The organism is Rhodovulum sulfidophilum DSM 1374, assembly GCF_001633165.1.
GTDB classification, from domain to species: domain Bacteria; phylum Pseudomonadota; class Alphaproteobacteria; order Rhodobacterales; family Rhodobacteraceae; genus Rhodovulum; species Rhodovulum sulfidophilum.
The window spans coordinates 912,997-936,916 of the sequence record NZ_CP015418.1 but is presented as its reverse complement, the minus strand read 5'-3'; the positions used below and the strand labels follow the sequence as shown (position 1 = coordinate 936,916).

At 67.8% G+C, this 23,920-nt stretch carries 19 protein-coding genes; 9 read left to right on the top strand and 10 right to left on the bottom strand.

Going from position 1 to position 23,920, the window contains the following annotated elements:
* Positions 1-545 precede the first annotated feature (545 nt).
* Positions 546-2,465 (bottom strand): bifunctional 5-dehydro-2-deoxygluconokinase/5-dehydro-2-deoxyphosphogluconate aldolase, encoded by a 1,920-nt coding sequence (locus A6W98_RS04570; protein ID WP_042458461.1) that lies wholly within the window; start codon positions 2,463-2,465, stop codon positions 546-548.
* 9 nt (positions 2,466-2,474) lie between these two features.
* Entirely contained in the window at positions 2,475-3,329 is an 855-nt protein-coding gene (locus A6W98_RS04565; RefSeq protein WP_042458459.1) for a MurR/RpiR family transcriptional regulator, read from the bottom strand.
* 159 nt (positions 3,330-3,488) lie between these two features.
* Between A6W98_RS04565 and A6W98_RS04560 the strand changes: the two genes are divergently transcribed.
* From A6W98_RS04560 to A6W98_RS04540, 5 genes are read left to right on the top strand one after another with little or no spacing between them, the layout of a single operon-like run.
* Positions 3,489-4,520 (top strand): L-idonate 5-dehydrogenase, encoded by a 1,032-nt coding sequence (locus A6W98_RS04560; protein WP_042458455.1) that lies wholly within the window; start codon positions 3,489-3,491, stop codon positions 4,518-4,520.
* Positions 4,517-5,941: a mannitol dehydrogenase family protein gene (locus tag A6W98_RS04555; protein WP_052677920.1), complete on the top strand. Its 1,425-nt coding sequence runs from the start codon at positions 4,517-4,519 to the stop codon at positions 5,939-5,941. The genes A6W98_RS04560 and A6W98_RS04555 overlap by 4 nt, the downstream gene beginning before the upstream one ends.
* The gene (locus A6W98_RS04550; protein WP_231098364.1) at positions 5,934-6,431 is read left to right on the top strand and encodes a TRAP transporter small permease; all 498 of its coding nucleotides are present in this window, start codon (positions 5,934-5,936) and stop codon (positions 6,429-6,431) included. The genes A6W98_RS04555 and A6W98_RS04550 overlap by 8 nt, the downstream gene beginning before the upstream one ends.
* 4 nt (positions 6,432-6,435) lie before the next feature.
* A complete protein-coding gene (locus tag A6W98_RS04545; RefSeq protein WP_042458452.1) occupies positions 6,436-7,728 on the top strand; it encodes a TRAP transporter large permease in 1,293 nt (430 codons plus the stop codon).
* Between the two features lie 22 nt (positions 7,729-7,750).
* Entirely contained in the window at positions 7,751-8,755 is a 1,005-nt protein-coding gene (locus A6W98_RS04540; RefSeq protein WP_231098363.1) for a TRAP transporter substrate-binding protein, read from the top strand.
* 402 nt (positions 8,756-9,157) lie between these two features.
* On the opposite strand, the gene A6W98_RS04535 is transcribed toward A6W98_RS04540, so the two are convergent.
* Together A6W98_RS04535 and A6W98_RS04530 are read right to left on the bottom strand one after the other, a co-directional pair.
* Positions 9,158-10,012 (bottom strand): universal stress protein, encoded by an 855-nt coding sequence (locus A6W98_RS04535; protein WP_196760243.1) that lies wholly within the window; start codon positions 10,010-10,012, stop codon positions 9,158-9,160.
* A 15-nt stretch (positions 10,013-10,027) separates the two neighbouring features.
* Positions 10,028-11,512 carry a SulP family inorganic anion transporter gene (locus A6W98_RS04530; protein ID WP_042458442.1) on the bottom strand — a complete coding sequence of 495 codons (1,485 nt, stop codon included), beginning with the start codon at positions 11,510-11,512 and terminating at the stop codon, positions 10,028-10,030.
* Positions 11,513-12,492: 980 nt separating this feature from the next.
* Here A6W98_RS04530 and serB point away from each other — a divergent pair.
* Complete coding sequence (gene serB, locus A6W98_RS04525) at positions 12,493-13,371, top strand: phosphoserine phosphatase SerB (protein ID WP_042458438.1); 879 nt, start codon at positions 12,493-12,495, stop codon at positions 13,369-13,371.
* Here the strand turns inward: serB and arfB are convergent.
* The 5 genes from arfB to A6W98_RS04500 form a co-directional block, all read right to left on the bottom strand.
* On the bottom strand, positions 13,368-13,790 hold the full coding sequence (gene arfB, locus A6W98_RS04520; RefSeq protein ID WP_042458434.1) for an alternative ribosome rescue aminoacyl-tRNA hydrolase ArfB: 423 nt from the start codon (positions 13,788-13,790) through the stop codon (positions 13,368-13,370). The two genes, serB and arfB, sit on opposite strands and share 4 nt — an antisense overlap.
* 341 nt (positions 13,791-14,131) lie before the next feature.
* Positions 14,132-14,752, bottom strand: a complete 621-nt coding sequence (locus tag A6W98_RS04515; RefSeq protein WP_042458431.1) for a queuosine precursor transporter — start codon at positions 14,750-14,752, stop codon at positions 14,132-14,134.
* A 111-nt stretch (positions 14,753-14,863) separates the two neighbouring features.
* Positions 14,864-15,775, bottom strand: a complete 912-nt coding sequence (mepA, locus tag A6W98_RS04510; RefSeq protein ID WP_042458427.1) for a penicillin-insensitive murein endopeptidase — start codon at positions 15,773-15,775, stop codon at positions 14,864-14,866.
* Positions 15,760-17,124 (bottom strand): MFS transporter, encoded by a 1,365-nt coding sequence (locus tag A6W98_RS04505; RefSeq protein WP_042464541.1) that lies wholly within the window; start codon positions 17,122-17,124, stop codon positions 15,760-15,762. The genes mepA and A6W98_RS04505 overlap by 16 nt, the downstream gene beginning before the upstream one ends.
* Positions 17,125-17,232: 108 nt before the next feature.
* Complete coding sequence (locus A6W98_RS04500) at positions 17,233-17,766, bottom strand: acyl-CoA thioesterase (RefSeq protein WP_042458424.1); 534 nt, start codon at positions 17,764-17,766, stop codon at positions 17,233-17,235.
* Between the two features lie 151 nt (positions 17,767-17,917).
* Between A6W98_RS04500 and A6W98_RS04495 the strand changes: the two genes are divergently transcribed.
* From A6W98_RS04495 to yaaA, 3 genes are all read left to right on the top strand, one after another.
* Positions 17,918-18,205 (top strand): YggT family protein, encoded by a 288-nt coding sequence (locus A6W98_RS04495; RefSeq protein WP_042458420.1) that lies wholly within the window; start codon positions 17,918-17,920, stop codon positions 18,203-18,205.
* 112 nt (positions 18,206-18,317) lie between these two features.
* Complete coding sequence (gene recQ / locus A6W98_RS04490) at positions 18,318-20,360, top strand: DNA helicase RecQ (protein ID WP_042464540.1); 2,043 nt, start codon at positions 18,318-18,320, stop codon at positions 20,358-20,360.
* A gap of 70 nt (positions 20,361-20,430) precedes the next feature.
* Positions 20,431-21,210, top strand: a complete 780-nt coding sequence (gene yaaA / locus A6W98_RS04485) for a peroxide stress protein YaaA (RefSeq protein WP_042458417.1) — start codon at positions 20,431-20,433, stop codon at positions 21,208-21,210.
* A gap of 19 nt (positions 21,211-21,229) precedes the next feature.
* On the opposite strand, the gene A6W98_RS04480 is transcribed toward yaaA, so the two are convergent.
* Complete coding sequence (locus A6W98_RS04480; RefSeq protein WP_042458414.1) at positions 21,230-23,785, bottom strand: hybrid sensor histidine kinase/response regulator; 2,556 nt, start codon at positions 23,783-23,785, stop codon at positions 21,230-21,232.
* Positions 23,786-23,920: the final 135 nt, after the last annotated feature.

Sequence of the window (23,920 nt, the reverse complement as noted above, 5' to 3'; positions counted from 1 at the left end):
CGAGCTGGAGTTTGGCGGTTGCAGCCTACCCCCGCAGCGGATGAACAACCTTCGGAGATTTCACAGCTAGAGGAGCCGCAACGCCCGAGGATGCCTGACTGAACCACCCGGAAAAGGTCGCGCCGGAACCATCAGGCGCAGCCCAAGGGGCATGGCGCTTCCGTGCTGTCGGAGCACCAGGCTCCACGCCGAAGCGAAGAAGGTATCAGCCGCTCGGCCCACCCGGGATCATGCAACCCGATCAGGGCAGCCGGTTGACGTCCCTTGCGCGAACCTAACGGCTGCGCCGGTCCGGCATCCGCATCGCGGTGGACGGCAAGGATCGCTTCCTGAACCGCATATTCACCCAGCGGCTGTGGCGGCCCCTGACATGCGCGCGTGTCCGGCCCTAGGTTCGGGAGGCGGGTTCGGATACGAAGGCCGCGATCCGAAAATGGACGACCTTCTGCAACCAACCCGATCACCAAGGGCAACGCGTCGCCTGCATCACGCCAGCCCCTGCCCGATATACGCACAGGGGCTCGGCTTCCGCCATTGCCGAAAGCTCAGGCGGCTTTTGCCTGACGCGCGGCCTGCCAGCAGTCGATGAGCTGCTCGAACCGGGCTTGCATCCGGTCTGTCGCGGCGGCGTCGTCGATGTCGCCCGCCAGCCAGGACCGGGCCACGTCACCGAAGATGGTGCGCCCGACCGCGAAGCCGCGCACATGCGCGCAGGCGGCGGCGCGGGCGATGCTCCGGGTCAGGACCTCGGCCGGGGCATCTAGGCCCAGCAACAGCACGCCCCGACACCAGCGGTCGTTGCGCTCGATCACCGCGCTGACCTCGGCCCATCCGGCCGCGCTCTGGTCGGGCAGCTTCCACCAGTCGGGGCGGATGCCCTCGTCATAGATCTGCTGCATCGCCTCGGCGGTGGCGGTCTCGCCGCGCTTGCCATCGGCCGTGCCGATCACCTCGATCAGATATTCATGACGGCTGAGCCGCGCGGCCGAGGCCAGCCGGTGCAGCTGGTCGAGCTGGGTCCGGCGCAGGGCCTCGGGATCGTCGGGATTGTAGAAGACGAGGCATTTGATGACGTGATCACGGGGCCAGGAGGCGACCTCGGCGCCAAGCGAGGGCGCGCCCTCGAATTTCAGCGGGCGCGAGCCGGGCAGCTCGACCGGGCGGCCGATCCAGAGCGCTTCCTTTTCGGCCCGGAACAGCGCCTGCCGCCCATGGGTGCTGTCGAGCAGCGTGCCCAGCATGATCTCCGGACGGCGCGCGGCCAGCATCGCGTCAAGCGCGAGATCCTTGAGCCGGGCGATCCGCGCCGGATCGGCGCCGCATTGCGCGGCCATGTCCTCGAGCTGGACGCGATGGTCGATGGCGAAGGCACAGACATTGTCCCAGTGGCCGCGCCGCGTGGTCGCCCAATGGACATGTTCCAGATCGGCATCCTCGCGCAGCCGCGGGTTGACCACGCCGCGGTCGAGGAAGAACTGCAGTTCCTCCCAGCTGGGATAGGCGGGCGCGCAGCCATGCCGCGACACCGCGAAGGCACCGCAGGCATTGGCGATACGGCAGCATTCCTCCAGCGGCAGGCCGCGCACATAACCGCGCAGGAAGCCCGCCATGAATCCGTCGCCGGCGCCCAGCACGTTGAAGACCTCGACCGGGAAGCCCTGCGAGGAAATGCCCTCCTCGAGATCCTCGGGAATCGGCCCGGGGAAGACGAGACAGCCCTTCGGCCCGGTCTTGAGCACGATCATCGCCGCCGTGACCTTGCGGATATTGACCAGCGCCTCGCGGGTATCGGTCGAGCCGCCGGCGATGCGCACCTCGTCATCGGTGCCGACGACCACATCGCAGCCGGGCAGAATGCTCTGGACCCGTGCCGTGACCGCCGCGTCGGCGACAAAGCGGATATCGCCGTCGCCCGCGCCCAGCAGCCCCCAGAGATTGGGGCGGTAATCGATGTCGAAGACCACCTTGCGCCCGGCCTCGCGCGCGATCCGCATCGCCTTGAACGAGGCGGCCTCGAGATGGGGCTTCGAGAAATGCGTGCCGGTGACGACGATGGCGGCGGCCGAGCGGATGAAATCGGGGTCGATATCGGCCTCGCTCAGCGCCGCATCCGCGCAATCGGTGCGCACGAAAAGCAGCGGGAAGTTCCGGTCGTCCTCGAGCCCGAGAAAGGCCAGCGCCGTCAGCCGCTCGGGATCGGTCGCAAGGCCGCCTGTCTCGACGCTCTCGGCCTCCAGCGTCTGGCGCACGAAGCGGCCCATCTGGTCATTGCCGACCCGGCTCAGAAGCGCGGTCTTCAGCCCGAGCCGGGCCCCGCCGATCGCGATATTGGTCGGGCAGCCGCCGACATATTTCGAGAAGCTCCGGGCATCTTCCATGCTGCAGCCGACCTGATCGGCGTAAAGATCCGCGCAGGTCCGGCCAATGGTGATGATGTCGTAGATCGGAGAGGGCTGACTGGACATGGGACTTCCTCAGTCTTCGTTGTCGGATCGCAATTCGGCGCAGAGCGTCCCGGCCCGGATGGCCAGGATCAGCGCCAGTGAGATGGTCGCGTTGAGCGAGCGGAACCCGTCGACGCTGGCCTCCGAAAGCTGGAACCAGCAATCGGCATGAATGAAGGGGGCGCGGGCCAGGTCGGTGATGGCAATGGTTCGCGCGCCGGTGGCACGGGCCCGCTCGAAGGTCCGCACGGTCTCTTCGGCGCTGGGATTGAACGAGAAGGCGACGAAGGTGTCCTCGGGCGAGACCATGGCCATCTGCTGGTCGAGCGTGCCGCCGCTGCCGTCGAGCAGATTGGTCGGCACCTCGAGCCGCGAGAGGTTGTAGGCAAGATAGGTCGCGGCGGTGAAGGTGCGCTTGTGGGCCATCACATGGACGATCCGCGCCTCGGCCAGCATCCGGGCGGCGGCCTCGACCCGCTCGACCGGGGCGCCCTGGCGCAGCGCGCGCAGCGAGGCGATGCCCGCCTCGACGAAGCGGTCGGTCATCTCGGCGGTGTCGCGCGCGGCGCCGCTTTTGGCCAGATCGCGGATGCGCTGCTGATAGGGCGTGGAACTGGCCTGCAGCTGCGCCCGGAACACGGCCTGCATCTCGGAGAAGCCGGAATAGCCGAAATGCTGGGCGAAGCGGACGATGGCCGAGGGCGCGACGCCGATCTCCTCGGCCAGCGTGGCGGCGGTACGGAACGCCACCGAGGAGGGATCGCGGAGGACAAAATCCGCGATGAGTTTCAACCTCTTGCTAAGATCGCCATGGGCGTCCGCAATGGCTTCGCGCAAACTGTCGAAATCGACCGCAGGCGCCGGATCCTCGCCGTCGGTGGTCATGGCCTGCGCTCCCCGTCCATCTCTTTGCGACACGGTCTCCTCCACCGGCTCGACGTCATTTTTGGAAAAAATATTCCATCTTGACTGGCGTGTGAATGCTATGTTCTAAAATTCACCGCATCAAGTGCAAACTTCTTGCGCCTCAGGGAGGAGGGGACCGTGAAAGCTTGTGTCATCCATGGTGCCGAGCGCGTGCTCATCGAAGAGGCACCGCGTCCGGCCCCTGCCCGCGGACAGATCCGCCTGCGCTTTGCCTTCGGCGGCATCTGCGGGTCGGACATCCATTATTTCCAGCATGGGCGGGTCGGCGATTCGATCCTGCGCGGCCCGATGGTGCTGGGCCATGAATTCTCGGCCGTGGTCGATCTGCCGGGCGAGGGTGTCGAGGGCTTCGCGCCCGGCGACAAGGTGGCGGTGACACCGGCCCGGCCCTGCCTGAGCTGCGATCAGTGCCGACGGGGTCTTACCAATCTCTGCACCGACATGGCCTTCATGGGCAGCGCCGCGCGCTTCCCGCATTGCGATGGCGGCTTTGCCAGCGAACTGGTGGTCGAGGCCCGGCAATGCATCCGCCTGCCGCAAGAGGCCGATCTGCGCCATGTCGCCATGGCCGAACCCTATGCCGTCGCGCTGCATGCCGCGGCGATGGCGGGCGATCTGACCGGCGCGACCGTGCTTGTCACCGGCGCGGGCGTCATCGGCCAGATGTGCGCGACCGCGGCGCGGACCGCCGGCGCCGCCCGCATATTGATGAGCGATATCGCCCCCGCCGCGCTGGCACGGGCCCGCGAACTGGGCGTCGACGAGGTCTTCGACGCGGGCGATCCGGCGGCGATGGCGGCCCTGACCGACAGCCCCCGCTGCGACGCGGTCTTCGAGGCCTCGGGCGCGGCCCCGGCGCTTGGCACCGCCATCGCCGCCGCGAAGCCCCGCGGCACCGTGGTGCAGGTGGGCTTCCTGCCGCCAAAGGCACCGGTCGATCTGGCAAAGCTGCTGACCCGCGAGATCCGGCTGGTCGGCACCTATCGCTTCATCGATGAATTCGCCGAAGCCGTACGCCAGATCGTCGAGGGCGAGGTCGACCTGCGTCCGATGATTTCGGCCGACATGCCGCTCGACCGGCCCGAAGAGGCCTTTGCCCGGGCGCTCGACAAGACCGCGGCGCTGAAGGTGATGGTGCATTTTCCATGAAGCCGGCCCTGACCTACACGCCCGGCGCGCTGCGCCCGCGGGCGGCGCATCTCGGGGTGGGGGCGTTTCACCGGGCCCATCAGCAAAGCTATTACGACGATCTGGCCCGCGCGGGCGGCGATTGGGGCGTTGTCGGCATCAACCTGACCCCGCCCGATCTTGCCGCGGCCCATGCGGCCCAGAACGGGATTTATGCGGTGCTGACCGATGACGGGCAGGCCCGCGCCTGTCGCGGCATCGGCACCCTGATCGGCCTGCATGACGCCCGCAGCGCCCCGGATGTCGACTGGTCCGGGATTGATTTCGCCACGCTGACCATCACCGAAAAGGGCTATTGCCACCGCTCGGGCAGCTTCGAGCTGGACCCGGCGGCGGTCGCGGCCGATCTTGCCGCCCCCGAGGCCCCGGTCACCGCCATCGGCTATCTCGCCTGGATGCTCGAGCGGCGCCGCCGGGCCGGGGGCGGGCCGATCACGCTCGCCAGTTGCGACAATGTCGCCGATAACGGCAGGCTTCTGGGCGGTGTCCTGCGCGATTATGCGGCCCGCGCCTTCCCCGGCCTGCCCGACTGGCTCGACCGGAACGTTGCCTTCCCGACCTCGATGGTCGACCGGATCGTGCCCGCGATGTCGGCTTCCAGCCGCGCCCGGCTCGAGGCGGCCTGCGGCGGGCCGGACGCCCTGGGCGTGGTCGCCGAACCGTTCCGCCAATGGGTGATCGAGAACCGCTTCGCCGGGCCGCGCCCCCGGCTGGAACGGGCCGGGGTCCAGATCGTCGACGACCTGGCGCCCCATGAGCACATGAAGCACAGGCTTCTGAACGGCCTGCAATCGGCCTATGCCGAGCTGGGACGCCTGTGCGGGCATGAAAGCAGCCATGATGCGGCGACCGACCCGGTGCTGTCGGACTGGGCCGGGCTTTTCCTCCGGGCGCAGGCCGAGACGCTCGCCTGCCCCGAAGGCGAGGATCTTAAGGCCTATGGCCGGACCAGCCTGGCGCGGCTGCAGAACCCGACCATCCATCACCCGCTGAACCAGATCGCGAGCGATGCGAGCTTCAAGCTGCCGCAGCGCATCGCGGCCCCGGCCGCCGAACGGCTGGCGCGGGAAGCCTCGGCCGAGCTCCAGGCCATGGTGCTGGCGGGCTGGGCGCTGCAGGCGGGCGACACGAGGCCCGACAGCACCGGCGTCCCGACCCGGGACCCGATGGGCGAAGAGATGTCCCGCCGCCGCGCAGCCGCCCGCGATGCGGCCGGTTTCGCGCGCGAGGTGCTGGCGCTGCCGCTCTGGCCCGCGCGGCTGGGGCAGGATGCGGGCTTTGTCGCCGACATGGCGCGCTGGCTTCGCGCCTTCGCGCAGGGCGATCCCAGGCAGCGCCGGGCGCAGATCGACGATTTCGTACGGGAGAGGGCGAATGCGTAAATTCCTCGGAGGCCGCACGCCGGAAGAATGGCTGGGCGCGATCCTGATGACGACCGTGGTGGCCCTTCTGGGCTTTCAGGTCGTCGCCCGCTTCGGCATGGGGCGGTCCTTCAGCTGGCTGGAGGAAGTCAGCCGCTTCGCCTTCGTCTGGGCGGTCTATTTCGGCTTTGTCATCGCGGCCGAGGGCGACCGGCATATCCGCGTCTCGCTGCATCTCGGTCTGCTGCCGACGAAGCTGCGGCTTTGCATGCTGACGCTGGCCGATCTGCTCTGGCTCGGCTTCAACGCCGTCGTCATCTGGTACGGCTACCAGTTCACCGTCTCGATGTTCGAATTCCCCTACATCTCGCAGACCACGGGCATCAACCTGGTCTGGGTGCAGATGATCGTGCCGCTCGGATTTGCCTTCATGTCGATCCGCATCCTTCAGGTGATGGTCCGCCGCTGGCAGACCGGCGAAGGCCCGGCCGACGCCCGGATCGGAGACTGAGGCCATGGATCCGACCCTTCTGATGGCGCTGTCCTTCGTCCTGCTGCTGCTGATCGGCGTGCCGGTCGGCATCTCGATGGGGCTTGCCGCGGTGCTGGCGATGACCAGCGCCAACATGCCGATGTCCTATCTCGTGCAGACGGCCTATTCGGCGGTCGACGAGTTCACCATCATCGCCGTGCCGATGTTCATCCTGGCCGGCACGCTGATGGAGAAAGGCGGGCTGACCCGGCGGCTGATCGGCTTCTCGCGGGCCATCGTCGGGCCGTCGCCGGGTGGGCTGGCCACCGTGACCATCGTCGCCTGCACCTTCTTCGCCGCGATCTCGGGCTCGGGCCCCGCAACCACCGCGGCGATCGGCTCGATCATGATCCCGGCGATGATCCGCGACGGCTATGACAGGGGCTTCGGCGCCGCGATCACCTCGTCGGCGGGGGGCATCGGCGTGGTGATCCCGCCCTCGATCCCGATGATCATCTACGGCATCACCTCCGAGACCTCGATCAGCGCCCTCTTCGTCGCGGGCGTGGTGCCGGGGCTGTTGCTGGCGGTGGTGCTCTGGCTCACCAGCCGGTTCATCTCGGTCCGGCGCGGCTACAGCTCGGGCGATGTCGAGCCCCGAAGCCTGCGCAATATCGGCCGCGCCGCGCTCGAGGCGAAATGGGCGCTGGCCGCGCCGGTCCTGATCCTGGGCGGCATCTACAGCGGCGTCTTCACCGTCACCGAGGCCTCGGTCGTGGCGGTGCTTTACGCCCTGTTCGTCGGCATCTTCGTCTATCGCGAGATCCGGGTGCCCGTCTTCATCGATGCGGTGGTCTATGCGGTGCGCATCACCGGCACCGTGATGCTGGTGCTGGTCACCGGGCGGATCATCGGCCGGATGCTGTCGATGTTCCAGGTGCCGCAGCTGGTCTCGGGCTTCCTGATCGAGACGGTCTCCGACCCGATCATGCTGATCGTCCTCGTCCTTCTGATGCTGGTCTTCATCGGCATGTGGATGGAGACGCTGACCCAGATCATCATCCTGACCCCGCTGCTTCTGCCGGTGGTGGCCAATGTCGGGATCGACCCGATCCAGTTCGGCATCATCTTCGTGATCGCCTGCGAGATCGGCTATTCGACGCCACCGCTCGGGGTGAATCTCTTCGTCGCCTCCGAGATCGGGGAAACCACGGTCGAGAAGGTGTCTAAGGCCTCGATCCCGTTCCTGTTCGCCGAAATCGCCGTGATGGCGCTGGTGGCCTTCGTGCCCCAGCTGACGCTTTGGCTGCCCGGCTTGCTGGGCTTCGTAAACTGAGTTTCAACCGGAGGAGACCATCTTGAAACCGTTCATCAGAACCCTTGCCACCGCCGCGCTGGCCATGTGCGTCGCGCTGCCCGCAGCCGCCGCCGACTATACCATGCGCCTCAGCCATGGCGACAACGAGAACAACCCGACCCACAAGGGCGCGCTCCGGTTCCAGGAGCTGGTCGAGAAGTATTCCGACGGCCGGATCGAGGTGCAGATCTTCCCGTCGAACCAGCTTGGCTCGGAACAGGAAGTGGCGCAGGCGCTGCGCATGGGCTCGATCGAATCCGAGATCCTCTATACCGGCAACCTCGTGCCGCTGGCGCCCTCGGTCGGCGTGATGATGCTGCCCTATGCCTTCACCTCGAACGAGGAGGCGCATGCCGCCATGGATGCGCTGAAGGGCCCGCTGAACGAACGCCTGCCGAAAGAGGCCGGGGTGCGGGTTCTGGGCTATTTCGAAAAGGGCTTCCGCGTGCTGACGAATGACCGGCGCGAGGTCAAGACGCTGGACGATCTGCAGGGGCTCAAGATCCGGGTCTCGAAGAACAACATCGCCATCGACACCTTCAAGTCCTGGGGGCTCGACCCGATCCCGATGGCCTGGGCCGAGGTGTTCCCGGCGCTGCAGCAGGGCGTGATCGACGGCCAGGAGAACCCCTATACCACGGCGATCTCCTCGAAATTCTACGAGGTCCAGAAATACATCACCGAGATCCACTACCTGATCTGGTCGGGTCCGATCATCGTTTCCGAGCGGTTCTATCAGGGGCTGCCCGAGGATCTGCAACAGGCGCTCGACCGGGCGGGCGAAGAGGCCGCGCAATACGAACGTCAGGTCTCGGCCGAGGAAACCGAAGCCGCCAAGAAGAAGCTCGTCGAGCTGGGCATGACCCTCACCGGCGCGCCCGAGGACGAAGCGAAATGGCAGGAAGCGGCGAAGGCGCTCTGGCCCGGTTTCGCCGATGACATCGGCGGTGCCGCCTGGGTCGAAGAGGCCACCGGGATCATGAACGACGCCATCGCGGCGCAGTAAAACACCGCCCGGCGCCCCGCTGCCGGGGCTGAGGCAATCGGACGGGCCCGGGGCAAGACCGGGCCCGTTTCATCTTGAGAGATCCGGCCCGGCAGGCGCCTGTCCCGGATGCCGGTGCGGCTTATGGCGGCACAAGTCGTCACGGCCCCTGACACGGCGCCCTGACACGGCGCGTTTCGGCCAATCCAAGGCGGCAATCCGGGCCCGGATCAGGCCTCGGAGGCCAGCCGCCCCGGCACGGCGCGCAACTCCCGACCACGAGCATGCCCATTGTCGCCCTACGGCCACTGCGTTGCGGTCCATCGCAACGAAACTTCCCTGCGCAGGGAACAGAACCGACGGGCGGCAAGATGCAAACCGGAACGGCGCCTGTCCGAACCGCCCGCAAGCCCCCGACGCAATCTAGCGCATGAGAACGACCGGAACCTTGCAGGAACGGATCATCTCGGTGGTGGTCGAGCCGATGACCAGGGTCCTGATGCGGGAATGCCCGTAGGCGCCCATGACCAGAAGGTCGATGCCGTCAGTTTCGACCAGGTCGGCCAGAGCCTTGCCCGGCGCGCCTTTCAGGATCTTCGCTTCCGCTTCGTGACCGCCCGCATTCAGCGTGGCGCGCGCATTCTCCAGCGCGCGGCGCATGTCGGCCGTCTCCTGACCGGCGGTGGCCACGATCACCTTCAGCCCGGCAAACATCGGGTCGCGGGCGACATAATCGACCGCCTTCATCGAGGAGACACCCCCGTCATAGGCGATCAGCACCCGGTCTATCGGCGCGAAGCTGCGGTTGGAGACGAAGACCGGCTTCTGGCTGGCGCGCACGATCCGCTCGAAATTCGAGCCGAGATGCGGGCTTTCCAGCCCGGCGGCCTCGCCCCGCTTGCCGATCACGATCATCTCGGCCGCCGCCTCTTTCTGCTCGACCGTGTTGACGATGTCGTCCTGGCGCAGCCGGGTGATGACATCGGCAACGCCTTCGCCCTCGATCAGGGCCCTGGCATCCTCGAGGATCGCGCGCCCCTGGGCCTGCGAAAGCTTGGCATGCTGCTCGTCCAGATCGCTGAGCTGTTCCATCAGCCGCGATCGCGCGCCCAGCCGGATCGAGCCGGACAGATCGCGCCGCCCCTGCGCCCGGCGCGGGTCGAGCACGTGGTAGAGCTTGACCTGCGCCCCGGTGCGCTTCGCGATCCAGGCCGCGTGGCGGCACACGCTTTCGGAATAGGCCGAGCCATCGACCAGGGCCATCAGCATAGCTGTCATCGTCACATCTCCCCTTCAGTGGCCCAGCAGATCGTCCATCGCGCCGGGTTTGTCATGGACGGCCAGCTTGTCGACGATGGTCTCCGATGCTGCGTTCATGCCCTCGATCTCGACCTCTGCACCCTCTCGGCGGAACTTGAGCACAGCCATGTCCAGCGCCGCAACGGACGAGACGTCCCAGATATGGGCGCGGCTGACATCGATGGTGACGCGCTCCAGCGCCTCCTTGAAGTCGAAGGAGCGCATGAAATCCTCTGTCGAGGCAAAGAAAAGCTGACCCTCGACCACATAGGTGCGTTCGCGCCCGTCGGGCGAGATCTCGGAGCGGACCTTGAACAGCTGCGCGATCTTGGCGGAAAAGAAGATGCCCGAAAGCAGCACGCCCACCAGGACGCCGATGGCCAGGTTATGGGTGTAGACCACGAAGAACACCGTCGCCAGCATCACGATCGAGGACGAGCGGGGATGGTCGCGCAGGTTCCGGATCGACGACCACGAGAAGGTCCCGATCGAGACCATGATCATGATCGCCACCAGCGCCGGCATCGGGATCTGCCCCACCAGATCGCCCAGCACGACGATCAGGAACAGAAGCATCGCCCCCGCGGTGAAGGTCGACAGCCGTCCGCGCCCACCCGATTTCACGTTGATCATCGACTGGCCGATCATCGCGCAACCCGCCATGCCGCCGATGAAGCCGGTGCAGGTATTGGCGATGCCCTGGCCGATGCATTCCTGGTTCCGGTCGCTGGACGTGTCGGTCAGGTCATCGACGATGGTCTGCGTCATCAGGCTTTCCAGCAGGCCCACCGCGGCCACCCCGACCGAATAGGGCAGGATGATCTTCAGCGTCTCGAGGTTCAGCGGGATGTCGGGGATCAGGAAGATCGGCAGCGTGTCGGGCAGCGCGCCCATGTCCGACACGCTGCGGACATCGATCCCGAAGGCCATCGTCACCGCCGTCAGAACGACGATCGTGACCAGGGGCGAGGGCACGGCGGTCGTCAGCAGCGGGAAGAGGTAGATGATCGCAAGCCCCGCGGCCACCATGACATAGGTCACCCAGGTCACGCCGATCAGCTCGGGCACCTGCGCGAGGAAGATCAGGATCGCCAGCGCATTGACGAAGCCGGTGATGACCGAGCGCGAGACGAAGCGCATCAGGTGGCCAAGCCTGGCCAGCCCCGCTCCGATCTGGATCAGCCCCGCCAGCACGGTTGCGGCCAGCAGGTATTGCAGCCCGTGCTCCTTGACCAGGGTCACCATCAGGACGGCCGTTGCCGCTGTCGCGGCCGAGATCATGCCGGGCCGTCCGCCGGTGATGGCCACGATCACCGCGATCGAGAAGGACGCGTAAAGCCCCACCTTGGGGTCGACGCCGGCGATGATCGAGAACGCGATGGCCTCGGGGATCAGGGCCAGCGCCACGACCAGCCCGGCGAGGATGTCGCCGCGGACGTTTCCGATCCACTGGTCACGATAGGCGTAGAGCGCGGTCATGATCACTCCTGGGGCGGGCCGTCGACGCTCCGGCAAGGGGCGCGGCGGTCTGGATTGTGGGTGTTCCGGAAGATTGGCGCTGAAAGCCACCACCCGGCAGAGGGCCGGGCCCGGGGCGGGACGCCTTTCGCATACAGAAATCCGGCGCAGAGGCAAACAGTCAAAGCCGCGCGAACCCGAACGGCATGGCTGCCGGGATCAGAAATGCGGACAACGCTTCGCCCGGCCATGTCAGCGCCCGGCCAACCGGGCCTCTCCGATACCTTCCCTGTCCGGTTTCGAAGCCCGGGGGCACAGACCCCGGTCCGCCCCCCTTCTCGGCCGCATCGCTGCCGCCGGGCCAACGCCAGCCCCTGTCGGCGCGAGACGGTCGGCACCGGTTCGACTGCCTTGTCGCCCCGCGCCATTCATGGCGCGGCCGCCCGGGATCCGAAGAAGCTTCGACGATCCTCTCAAGGCATTGACGCACGAGTGGATTTCGAACCCGTTCCTCCGCATCTCAACCGCGCCACCGGACTGCTGCCGCGCTCGGCCGACCGCCGCTGGATGTCGCGCTGCAATTCGGAAGGCCGGTGCTGCGGAGCCTGCCCGGAATGCCGATCGAGACGCCCGAACATACAGTGCGCGACCCGCTGGGACGGATGCCGTTTTGCGAGGTCCGGAGCTTTGGCCCCCCTGCCACGCCGAGGCGGCACATTCGCTGCCCCCAAGGCAACGTGCCCTCCAATCTCGACCTGGACCGCAACATAGGCAGACCCCCGGCCATGCCCGGACCGCGCCCGAGGCGCCTTCCGTCACAGAGCCCCGCACCGACCTAAACCGGCAGACTGCCATGCAACGAAATGAAAGATACGGCATCAACCTCTGTCCTTTCGGGGAGAGACGTCCCGCCGCCCCCCGCTCTGGCGCAAGAGGGAAAGCTCGGCTATTGCGACCCCTGACCGGCCTCTTGCGGCCACCTAGCCGATCGGAACTGCCCCATGTTTGTCGTCACCCTGCTCACCAGCCCCGCGCAGCCCATGCTGGAGCGCGGCACCGTCGAATCGCTTCGCGACGCCTGGGGCGGCGGCGAGGCGGTGTGGCTGGCGCCCGGCATCGCCGCCGAGTTTCCGGTGGCCTCCCTGCCCGGCAATTTCCGCGAGGTCTGGTCCGATCTGCAAACGCTCGGGATCGACCTTGCCGCGCAGCCGGCCGAGGGCCGCCGCAAGCGGCTGCTGATCGCCGACATGGATTCGACCATGATCCGGCAGGAATGCATCGACGAACTGGCCGCCGAGGCCGGGGTCGGCCCGCGCGTGGCCGAGATCACCGCCCGGGCCATGAATGGCGAGCTCGACTTCCACGGCGCGCTGCGCGAACGGGTCGGGCTGCTGGCGGGGCTCGACGCGCACGTGATCGACAAGGTTCTGGCCGAGCGGATCAGCTTCATGCCGGGCGGCCGCACGCTGGTTGCGACGATGAAGGCCAACGGCGCCCATGCGCTTCTGGTCTCGGGCGGGTTCACCAATTTCGCCGCCAAGGTCGGGGCCGCGCTCGGCTTTGACGAATATCGCGCCAATACCCTCCTGATCGAGGACGGGCGCCTGACCGGCACCGTGGCCGAGCCGATTCTGGGCCGCGAGGCCAAGGTCGAGGCGCTGCGCGAGGTGACGGAGCGGCTGGGCATCGGGCTTGAGGACGCATTGGCGGTCGGCGACGGCGCGAACGATCTGGGCATGCTGGGGCTGGCCGGGGCGGGCGTCGCGCTGCATGCCAAGCCCTCGGTCGCGGCCGAATGCGAGTTGCGGGTCAATCACGGCGACCTGACCGCGCTGCTTTACCTGCAGGGCTACACCCGGAACGACTTCGTCGACGCCTAGTCGGTCTCGCCGACCGGGCCGCGCAAGGCCTTGACCGCGCCGCGTTCCTTCTTGGCGGCAATCCTTCGGCGCTGCGAGCCCAGCGTCGGCCGGGTCGGCACCCGCCGCTTGGGTTTTTCCAGCGCCTTCCGGATCAGCTCGGCCAGCCGCTCGCGCGCGATCTCGCGGTTGCGGGCCTGGCTGCGGGTCTCCTCGACCCGGATCAGCACCGCCCCCTCCTGGGTCCAGCGCCGTCCCGCCAGCCGCTTGAGCCGGGCCTTGACCGGGCCGGGCAGGCTGGGCGAGCGCTCGGCCTCGAAGCGCAGGTCGACCGCGGTCGAGACCTTGTTGACATTCTGCCCGCCCGGGCCGGAGGAGCGCGAGAAGACCTCGGTGATTTCCCAATCCTCGAGCGCGAGTGTATCGGTGATGCGCAGCATGGGCCAAAACCTATCGTGGCGGGCGCCGGGCGCAAGGGCCCGCAAGACCGGTCCGGCGCGGCCATGACAAAGACGCGGGAGGGAAAACGGGCAGGACAGGCCCGAAGAGGGCCCGGAACGGAAAGGGCCGTTCTTGCGAACGGCCCCGAGAGCTACGGAGATGGCCCGGTTAGAGCATGGGCCCAATCAAAGGTTTACAGTCCTTGGGGTTGCCCTCAGACCACGGCCCCCCTGACTGTTCCAAGACCCGTCTCCAATATCACTCTAGACACTGGACCACCTCCTTTCTGCTGTTGCCGTTGATCTCAGCGTGACACAGATTTGGTATATGTAAAGTTAATTTACGCAAGCTGTGCGGTGAGACGCCTGACAATTAGGCGGAACGGAACAAGCGCGATCAAGGAGAGGGCAAGTTTCACACTCCAATCCGCCAGAGCAAGCGACACCCAAAGCGGCACCTGCGGCCCCACCCCCAGCAGCGGCAACATCTCGCCCGCCCAGGAGACGTCATTGCCGGGATCGAGCACGCTCAGCGTGCCGGAGAAGGCAACCGTGAAGAAGACCAGCGTATCGACGCTCGACCCGATCAGGGTCGAGGCCAGCGGCGCCCGCCACCAGCGTCCGGCGCGCAGCCGGTCGAACACCGCCACGTCCAGAAGTTGCGCACCGAGGAAGGCCAGCCCCGAGCCCAGCGCGATACGCAGGGTGACAAGCGGGCCGAACTCGCCCTGGATCTGGGTGCCGATGAAGGAACAGATCACCCCCACCACGAAGCCCGCCAGCACCACGCGGCGGGCGGCGGCCACGCCATAGACGCGGTTCATGACATCGGTCACGAGAAAGGCAAGCGGATAGGTGAAGGCGCCCCAGGTCAGCCATTGGCCGAACAGGAACTGAACGAGGATGTTCGAGGCCACAACGATGGCGGCCATGGCAAGGATGCCGGGAAGAAGACGGGTCATGCTGCGGGTTCCGTTTTGGCAAGGTCGCGGAGACTTGGCCCGCACGGGGTGCACCCGCGGGACGCGGTTTCCTACTGCCCAGGCCCCGGCCTGACAAGTCCCGAATAGCGCTCAGTCGGCCGCCAGCACCCTGCGGCATTCGCGCGGCAGGTCGTCCATGGTGTAGTCGCGGGCGCCGCGCTTTTTCGGCGCGGGCTTGGCCGGCGGCTTCGGACGGGCCGCCTTTTTCGGCGGGTCGAGATAATCGGTCACCCACCAGTTCAGCGTCTCGTCGCAGCCATCGCCGCCCTTCGACAGCTCGGCCACCGTCGGCCGCTGGGTCACACAATTGCGCGCGCCGCGCGGACATTTCAGCCGCACATGGAAATGATAATGATGGCCGTAATACGGGCGGATCTTCTGCAGCCAGTCGCGGTCGGCCCGGGTCGCGCGCCTGCACATCTCGACCTTGACCGGGGCGGTGACGAAGATCCGGTCGACCGCCGGGTCCATCGCCGCGGCACGCAGCAGCGCGGCATGGGCGGTGGTATAATTGCCGTTCACCCGGCGCTGGTCGGCCGAGCGCACCGAAATCGACGAGATCGACTCGCGTTCGGCCCGGCTCAGCGTCAGTCGCTTGGGCGGCAGCATCCAGATATCGACATCGAGCCCGATCTGGTGCGAGGCATGCCCGCTGGTCATCGGCCCGCCGCGCGGCTGGCTGATATCGCCGACATAGATGCCCTTCCAGCCGATGGCGGCGGCGCGGGCACCCAGCCGCTGGATGAAGGCGATCGTCTCGGGATGGCCCCAGTTGCGGTTTCGCGACAGCCGCATCGCCTGCCAGGTCGGGCCGGTCTCGGGCAGTTGCACCAGCCCGGCGGCGCAGCCCCTGGCATAGGTGCCGATGGGTTGGGGCGCCTGCCGCGAGCCCCGCTTTTCGGCCCCGAACAGCGAGGCCGCCGTCGGCTCTGCAAGGGCGGGGGCCGCCAGCGACACCGCCAGCAGGACGGCCAGACAGGTTCCGATCAGGGTGCGTGCCATCGTTCCGTCCGTTCTCCCTCTGCCCGGACGAAGCCTAGCAGACCCAGCCCCAGCAGGAAAAGCACAACCAGAGGCACAATCCCCGCGGGCTGAGAGCCGCTCAGATCGGTCACCAGCCCGATCGACATCGGCGCGAGAAAGCTCGTCGCCTTTCCCGACAGCGCGTAAAGCCCGAAGCTCTCGGTCATCCGCGCGGGGTTGGCCTGGCGCACCATCATCGTGCGGCTCGCGCTCTGCATCGCGCCGCCGGCCGCGCCGATGATCGCGCCGACCGCGTAATAGGCGATGTCTGGCAGGGCCGAGCCCGGGGCGACCGGCAGCCACAGCACCGCCTCGCGCGAGATCGAGATCGCCAGCACCGCCGCCGCGATCAGCGTCACCAGGCAGACCGCGATCACCGGCTTCGGGCCGAAACGGCGGTCGGCCCGGCCACCGAGCCAGGCGAAGACCGCCGCGGCGATCACCGCGAGGATGCCAAAGACGCCGACATCGACCACCGACCAGCCCAGCACGCCCGCGGCATAGATGCCGCCGAACACATACATCCCGTTCAGCGCGTCGCGGTAGAACATCGAGGACATCAGATAGGCCAGCAGGCTGGGCGTGCGCGGCAGCCGCCTCAGGGTCCGGCCTAGCTCGGGCAGGGCCTCGGCCAGCGCCCGGCCCACGGTCGCGGTTCTGGGACGGCGCGGCAGCCGCAGCCAGAGGAAGAAGGGGATCATCGAGACCGCGTACCATATGGCCACGAACGGGCCGACCGCCCGCGTGCCCTCGCGGGTGGCAGGGTCGAGCCCGAAGACCGGCGGCTGGCCGATCAGCGTGCGCCCGGTCTCGTTCTCGGCCAGAAAGGCCAGCGTGATCACCAGCGCGATCAGCCCGCCGACATAGCCGAAGGCCCAGCCCGAGCCCGAGATCCGCCCCAGCTCGGCGCGCGGACCAAGCTCGGGCAGCATCGCATTGACGAAGATCGCCGAGAATTCCATGCCGACCAGCCCGAGCCCGAAGAAGCACAGCACCAGCGGCAGGCTGAAACCGGTCGGATCGGCGCACCAGAGCCCGGCCGCGCCGATCACGTAAAGCCCCGAGAACAGCACGATCCAGCGCATCCGGTAGCCGCTGCGATCGGCGACCGCGCCCAGCGCCGGCGCCAGCAGCGCCACGACCAGCCCCGCCGCGCCGACGCCATAGCCCCAGGCCGCCTGCGCGGCCGAGCCGTCGCCCAGCAGGTCCTTGACATAGGGCGCGAAGATGAAGGTCAGCAGAAGCGTCGCATAGGGCTGGCTGGCCCAGTCATAGAACCACCAGCCCCGGATCCGCCGCTCTGCCGCAGCCTCTGTCACCGCTGTCATCGCCTCTCCGCCCGCGCCATCCCGAAACCCGCGCATCTGACAGGCTTTCGGCCCCGGCCGCAATCTGTCTTCGCCCGGTCTTCGCCGGTCTCCGGCGGCGCGTCCGGCTCAGTCGGTCATCGGCGGCCAGGGCCGCTCTGCCTCGGCCGCGATCCAGGCCTGCACCCAGCCCGGCAGCGGCGGCGTCTCGGGCGCGAGCCCCATCGCCGCCATCATCCGCGCCGTCGGCACGATGCCGTTCCGGTCGGTCACCGCCGCGCGGTAAAGCGCATGATTGGCGCAGTCGCCATGCCGCCACATGCCCTGCTCGATATAAAGGAACTTGTCATCCCAGCCGACGCAGCGGCTGCGGATCTCGAAGCTGTCGAACATCTTCACCCGGCGGCGGTAGCGCACCGAGACCCCGGCCATGGTCAGCGCCCAGCGCTCGCGTTTCAGCACGCCGATCAGACCGACCCGCTGCGCCAGCGGCAGCCGCCCCAGATCCAGCAGGGTCAGCGTGCGCCCGTTATTCAGCTCCATCCACATGTCGAGATCCCAGGGCCAGCAGACATGGCGCGAGACATGGATGCCGTCGAGCGGCAGCGGCTCGGCCTTGCGGTGCAGGTAGAGTTCCTTGGCGAGGCGGAAGAACGGATACATCGGCGGCTCCATCGCGCTTGGGGCAGCCCTGCGTCGCGCGACACGGACCCCGGGTCAAGTCTCCCCTGACGGAAAGCGTGACCGAAAGCCCGTTGCGCGCGGGCGCCTGTCCGCCTACCTCTGGGGCAACCGCCCCAGGAAAGGCCTGCCCATGCTGTCTCTGTTCCAGATCCTCCTGCTGATCCTCGACATCGTCTGGTTCATCATCATCGTCCAGATCATCATGTCCTGGCTGATCAGCTTCAACGTGCTCAACATCTACCAGCCGCTGGTGCGCCAGATCTGGTCCGGCCTGAACCGGCTGCTCGAGCCGCTCTATTCGCCGGTGCGCCGCATCCTGCCCGATACCGGCGGGCTCGATCTGGCGCCGCTGATCGTGCTGATCGCGATCTATGCGCTCCGGATCATCATCGCCAACAACATGATGGCCTTCGTCTGACGGGCTGACGGCTTGCGGGGCTCCGGTGGCGGGGCCCCGAGGGTTGTTCCCCCGCAGTTAGTGTGGGATGGTCCCCGCGACCGAGCAGCCCTCAAAAACCACCATGGACGCCATGGACCGCCCCCACGCCCTCTTGCAGTCGATCTTCGGCTTCGACGCCTTCCGTCCCGGCCAGCAGGACATCGTCGAGGCGGTGGCCTCGGGCCGCAACACGCTTGCGATCATGCCCACCGGGGGCGGCAAGTCGCTGTGCTTCCAGCTTCCGGCGCTGCTGCGCGATGGCGTGACCGTGGTGATCTCGCCCCTGATCGCCCTGATGCGCGACCAGGTGCGCGGGCTGACCGAGGCCGGGGTGCCAGCGGGCGCGCTGACCTCGGGCAATACCGACGAGGAAACCCGCGCCGTGTTCGAGGCGCTCGAGGCCGGGCGGCTGAAACTGCTGTACATGGCGCCCGAGCGGCTGGCCGCGGGCGGCACCGCGGCCATGCTGCGCCGGATCGGGGTCGGGCTGATCGCGGTCGACGAGGCCCATTGCGTCAGCCAGTGGGGCCATGATTTCCGCCCCGACTACCTGCGCATCGGCGAATTGCGCCGGGCGCTGAACGTGCCGCTGGCGGCCTTCACCGCCACCGCCGATGCCGAGACCCGGGCCGAGATCGTCACCCGGCTGTTTGACGGCGAGGCGCCCGAAACCTTCCTGAGGGGCTTCGACCGGCCGAATATCCGGCTGGCCTTCAGCCCCAAGGACCAGCCCCGCCGCCAGATCCTGGCCTATGCCGCCGCCCGCAAGGGCCAGTCGGGCATCGTCTATTGCGGCACCCGCGCCAAGACCGAAAGCCTTGCCAGGGCGCTCGAGGCCGAGGGCCACAGCGCCTGTTCCTATCACGGCGGGATGGAGGCCCAGGACCGCCGCGCGGTCGAGGCCCGGTTCCAGACCGAGGACGGGCTGATCGTGGTCGCGACCGTCGCCTTCGGCATGGGCATCGACAAGCCCGATATCCGCTGGGTCGCCCATGCCGACCTGCCCAAATCGATCGAGGCCTATTACCAGGAGATCGGCCGCGCGGGCCGCGACGGCGCGCCCGCCGACACGCTGACACTTTACGGCCCCGAGGATATTCGCCTGCGCCGCAGCCAGATCGATGAAGGGGCCGCGCCGCCGGAACGCCGCGCCGCCGATCATGCCCGGCTGAACGCGCTGCTGGGGCTGGCCGAGGCGATGGACTGCCGCCGCCAGACGCTGCTGGGCTATTTCGGCGAAGAGGCCGCACCCTGCGGGCATTGCGATCTCTGCGAAACCCCGCCCGAACGGTTCGACGCCACCGAGGCGGTGCGCAAGGCGCTGTCGGCGATGCTGCGGACGGGCGAATATTTCGGCACCGGCCATCTGATCGACATTCTCACCGGGGCCGACACCGCCAAGATCCGCGAGCGCGGCCATGACAAGCTGCCGACCTACGGCGTCGGGCGCGAATTCGACAAGCGCGGCTGGCAGGCGGTGTTCCGCCAGATGATGGGCCGCGATCTGGTCCGCCCCGATCCCGAACGCCACGGCGCGCTCCGGATGATGGAGCCCGCCCGCCCGATCCTGAAGGGCGAGGCCACGATCGAGCTGCGCCGCGACACCATCGCCGCGGCCGCCGCCGCCCGGCCCGCCGTCAGGATGCTGGTCAGCGAGGAGGACGCGCCGCTGCTGTCGGCGCTGAAGGCCAAGCGCCGCGCGCTGGCCGAGGCCGCGGGCGTGCCCGCCTATATCATCTTCACCGACCGCACCCTGATCGAGATGGCCGAGACCCGCCCCGCGAGCCTCGACGCCATGGCGCGGATCTCGGGCGTCGGCGCCACCAAGCTGGAACGCCACGGCGCCGAGTTCCTGGCGGTCATCACCGGCTCGGGTACCGATCTGCCCCACCCCGCCCGGCGCAAGCTGGCGGGGGGCGCCGCCGCCACGCTTTACGACCGGCTGATGCAAACCCAGTCGCGGCTGGCCCGGGGCGCGGATGGCTGCGAAAAGCCGCTGAGCTGCACCGCCTCGCAGGTCGCCAAGCTGGCCGAGATCCGGCCCGCGGACATGGGCACGCTGACCCGGCTTCTGGGCGAGCGCCGGGCCGACCGCTTCGGCGCCGCCTTCCTCGACGTGCTGGCCGAGGGCTGACAGGCCCGCCCGGGCCTTTACCCCGGCCGCAGGGCTGCTATCAGTCCCCCGAACATGCAGGAGGTTCCCGATGCTTGTGGTGATTTCGCCCGCCAAACGGCTTGACGAAAAGCCCGGCCCCGAGATGGCCGGGACGACGCGGCCCGAGTTCCAGGCCGAGGCCACCCAGCTGGCCGGGGTCGCGGCACAGCTGTCGCCCGACGCGCTCAAGCGGCTCATGCATATCAGCGACAGCCTCGCCAGCCTCAATGCCGCCCGCTTCGCGGGGTTTCAGGCCGATCCCGCGCCCGAGGCGGTGAAACCGGCCGTCCATCTTTTCGACGGCGACACCTATGCCGGGCTCGACGCCGCCTCGCTCGATGCCGACGCCCTGCGCTTTGCCCAGAGCCATCTGCGCATCCTGTCGGGGCTTTACGGGCTCTTGCGCCCGCTCGATGCGATCCAGCCGCACCGGCTGGAAATGGGCAGCCGTCTGGCGACCGAGCACGGCAGCTGCCTGTACGATTTCTGGGGCGACCGGGTCGCCGAGGCGCTGAACCGCGCGGCCGAGGCAGCGGGCACGGACATTCTGGTCAACTGCGCCAGCAAGGAATATTTCACCGCCGCCGACCGGGCCGCGCTGAAACCCAAGGTCGTCACGCCCGTGTTTTTCGAGGAACGGCCCTCGGGTCCCAAGATCGTCAGCTTCTACGCCAAGAAGGCGCGCGGCGCGATGGCGCGCTTCATCGTCGAACATGGCCTGACCGATCCCGAGGCGCTGAAGGAGTTCGACGCGGGCGGCTACCGGTTCCGGCCCGACGTGTCGGATGAGAGCAGCCTGGTCTTCCTGCGCGGCAGCGACGCGGACTGAGCCCCGGGCGCGCCGGGGCTCAGCCCGTGCCCGCCATCCGGATCGGCAGGCAGCCATCGGGGCGGTAGGCCTCTAGCGTCTCGACGATCTCGGCCTTGCGCAGCGGCTTGGTCAAACAGCCGTTCAGCCCGGCCGCGAGGATCGCGTCGACATCGTCGATCATCGCATGCGCGGTCAGCGCCACCACCGGCACCGGGGCGAGATCCGATCCGGCCTCGAGCGCGCGGATCCGGCGGGTCGCCTCCTTGCCGTCGCAGCCGGGCATCGAGATATCCATCAGGATCAGGTCGGGCCGGGCTTCGGAGAAGGCCGCCACCGCCTCGTCGCCATCCTTCACGAAGCGGATGTCGAGCGCGAGCCCGTCCAGCATCTTTTCTAGGACCAGCCGGTTGGTGCGGTTGTCCTCCGCCGCCAGAATCCGCATCGGGACCGCGTCAGGGGCGACCGGCGCCCCGGCCGGGGCCGGAGGGGCAGGCAGCCGGGCCGGTTGCCCCGCCGCGGGCGGCGCGAGCTGGGCCACCGCCTCGTAGAGCGCCCGGCGCAGGAGCGGCTTCTGCAGCACGAGATCGACCCCGCTGGCGACCGGATCGTCGGCCGCCCGCATCCGCGTCGGGTTCGAGGACAGCATCAGGATCGGGCCGTCATAGCCGCCATCGCGCAGGGCACGGGCCAGGGACATGCCGTCCATGCCGGGCATGCGGTGATCGGTGACCACTAGATCGAAGCGTCCTGTCTCCTGCAGCGCCAGCTCGCCGCAGATATGGCTGACGACCTCCAGCCCGAGCTGGCCGAGCTGACGTTCGAGAATGGTGCGGTTCACCTCCTGATCGTCGACGACCAGAACGCGCCGGGCACGGGTCGCGGGCGCGGCCGGAAGCGCGTCGGCCTCCTCGCAGACCGGCAGCGTCAGGCGGATGCCGAAACAGGCGCCCTCGCCCTTTCCGGAGACCAGCCAGATCTCTCCCTCCATCATCTCGATCAGCCGCTTGGTGATGGCCAGCCCCAGCCCGGTCCCCTCGAACTTGCGGTTCTCCTGGTCGTCGACCTGGTTGAACTCGCCGAAGATATGCTCCTGCAGGTCAGGCGCGATGCCGATCCCGCTATCCTCGACGATCAGGTGAATCTGGTAGCGGCCCGACGCATCCTCGAAACCGACCACCCGCACCAGCACATGGCCCTCTTCGGTGAACTTGACCGCATTGCCGACGAGATTGGTCAGGATCTGACGCAGCCGCGCCCCGTCGCCGATGAAGCGGGTCGGCAGGAAGATGTCGTAGTCGATCAGCATGTCGAGCCGCTTGTCCCGCGCCGGGGCCTGCAACAGCGTGACCACCTCATGGATGATCCGTTCCAGATCGAAGGGGGCGGGGTTCAGGGTCAGCTTGTCGGCCTCGATCTTCGAATAGTCGAGCACATCGTTGAGAAGCCCCAGCAGCGCCTCGCCCGATTCGCGGATGGTATGGGCGTAAAGCCGCTGTTCCTCGGACATCTCGGTCTCGCACAGGATCTCGGCCATGCCGACGACCCCGTTCATCGGCGTGCGCAGCTCGTGGCTCATATTGGCCAGGAAGGCCGACTTGGCACGGTTCGCGGCCTCGGCGGCGACACGGGCCTGTTCAAGCGCCTCCTGCTGACGCTTCTGCTCGGTGATGTCGACCCGGAGCCCGACGATGCCGCCATCGGGGGTGCGCTGTTCGAAGATGCGCAGCCAGCGCCCGTCGGCAAGGCGTTGCTCGACCGGGCTGCTGGCCTTCTGGTGGTTGACCAGCCGTTCGGTCAGCCAGTCTTCCTCGCGCCCGACCGCCTCGGGATACTGACCATTTGCCAGCCCCTGGCGCAGGATGTCCTCGAACCGCGCGCCCGGAACCATCGCCTGGGCGCTTTCGGCATAGAACTCGCGGTAGCGGTCGTTGCACATCACCAGACGGTCCTCGGCATCGTACAGCACGAAGGCGTCGGGGATCGCCTCGAGCGCGGCCCACATCCGCATCATGTCGGTGATGTTGATCGCAAGACAGACCATGTCGCCCGAGGGCGTGCGGCGGTCGGTCAGCTTGAGATATTCGCCGGTCCAGAGCCGGACCACGCGCGGGGGCACCGGATCGAGATGCCAGCGCGACAGCAGGGTCTCGGCATATTCCTGTGGCCGTTCCTGGCCGATGTCGAACACCCCCTCCTCGACCGCCAGCCGGATGATCTCGTCATAGCGGATGCCGGGGATGACCTCCTCGAGCCCCTCGAACAGATCGAAGAAGGCCTTGTTGCCGATCACCAGCCGGTCGTCTGCACCGAACAGCGCAAAGCCGTCCCTGACGGTTTCAAGCGAGTCCCAGAGCCGCTGCTTGGCGACGGTGAAGGCCTTCGAGACCTCGGCCAGCTCGGTCATCACCTTGTCATTGCAGCCGCGCAGCTCGTCGGCGGCCTGGCGGGTCTGGTCGACCTCTTCGGACAGGGCACGGGCCTGCAGCGCGAGCCTGCGGTTCGCGTCGAACAGCTCGCGGCTTTTGCGTTCCAGCAGACGTTCTGCCGCCAGGCGGGCGCGACGCTCTCTGGCCAGCTTGTCGTGAAGATCCATTCCGGACCCCCTGATCCCGTTTCTCCGGTATTGGCCGCGCCAGCATGAACAGGCGATTAACGCGGGCGGGAATCCTTGCAAACTGCGCGCAGGACGTGCCAGCATCCGCATGATTTCAGCCTGACAAGGAGGCCA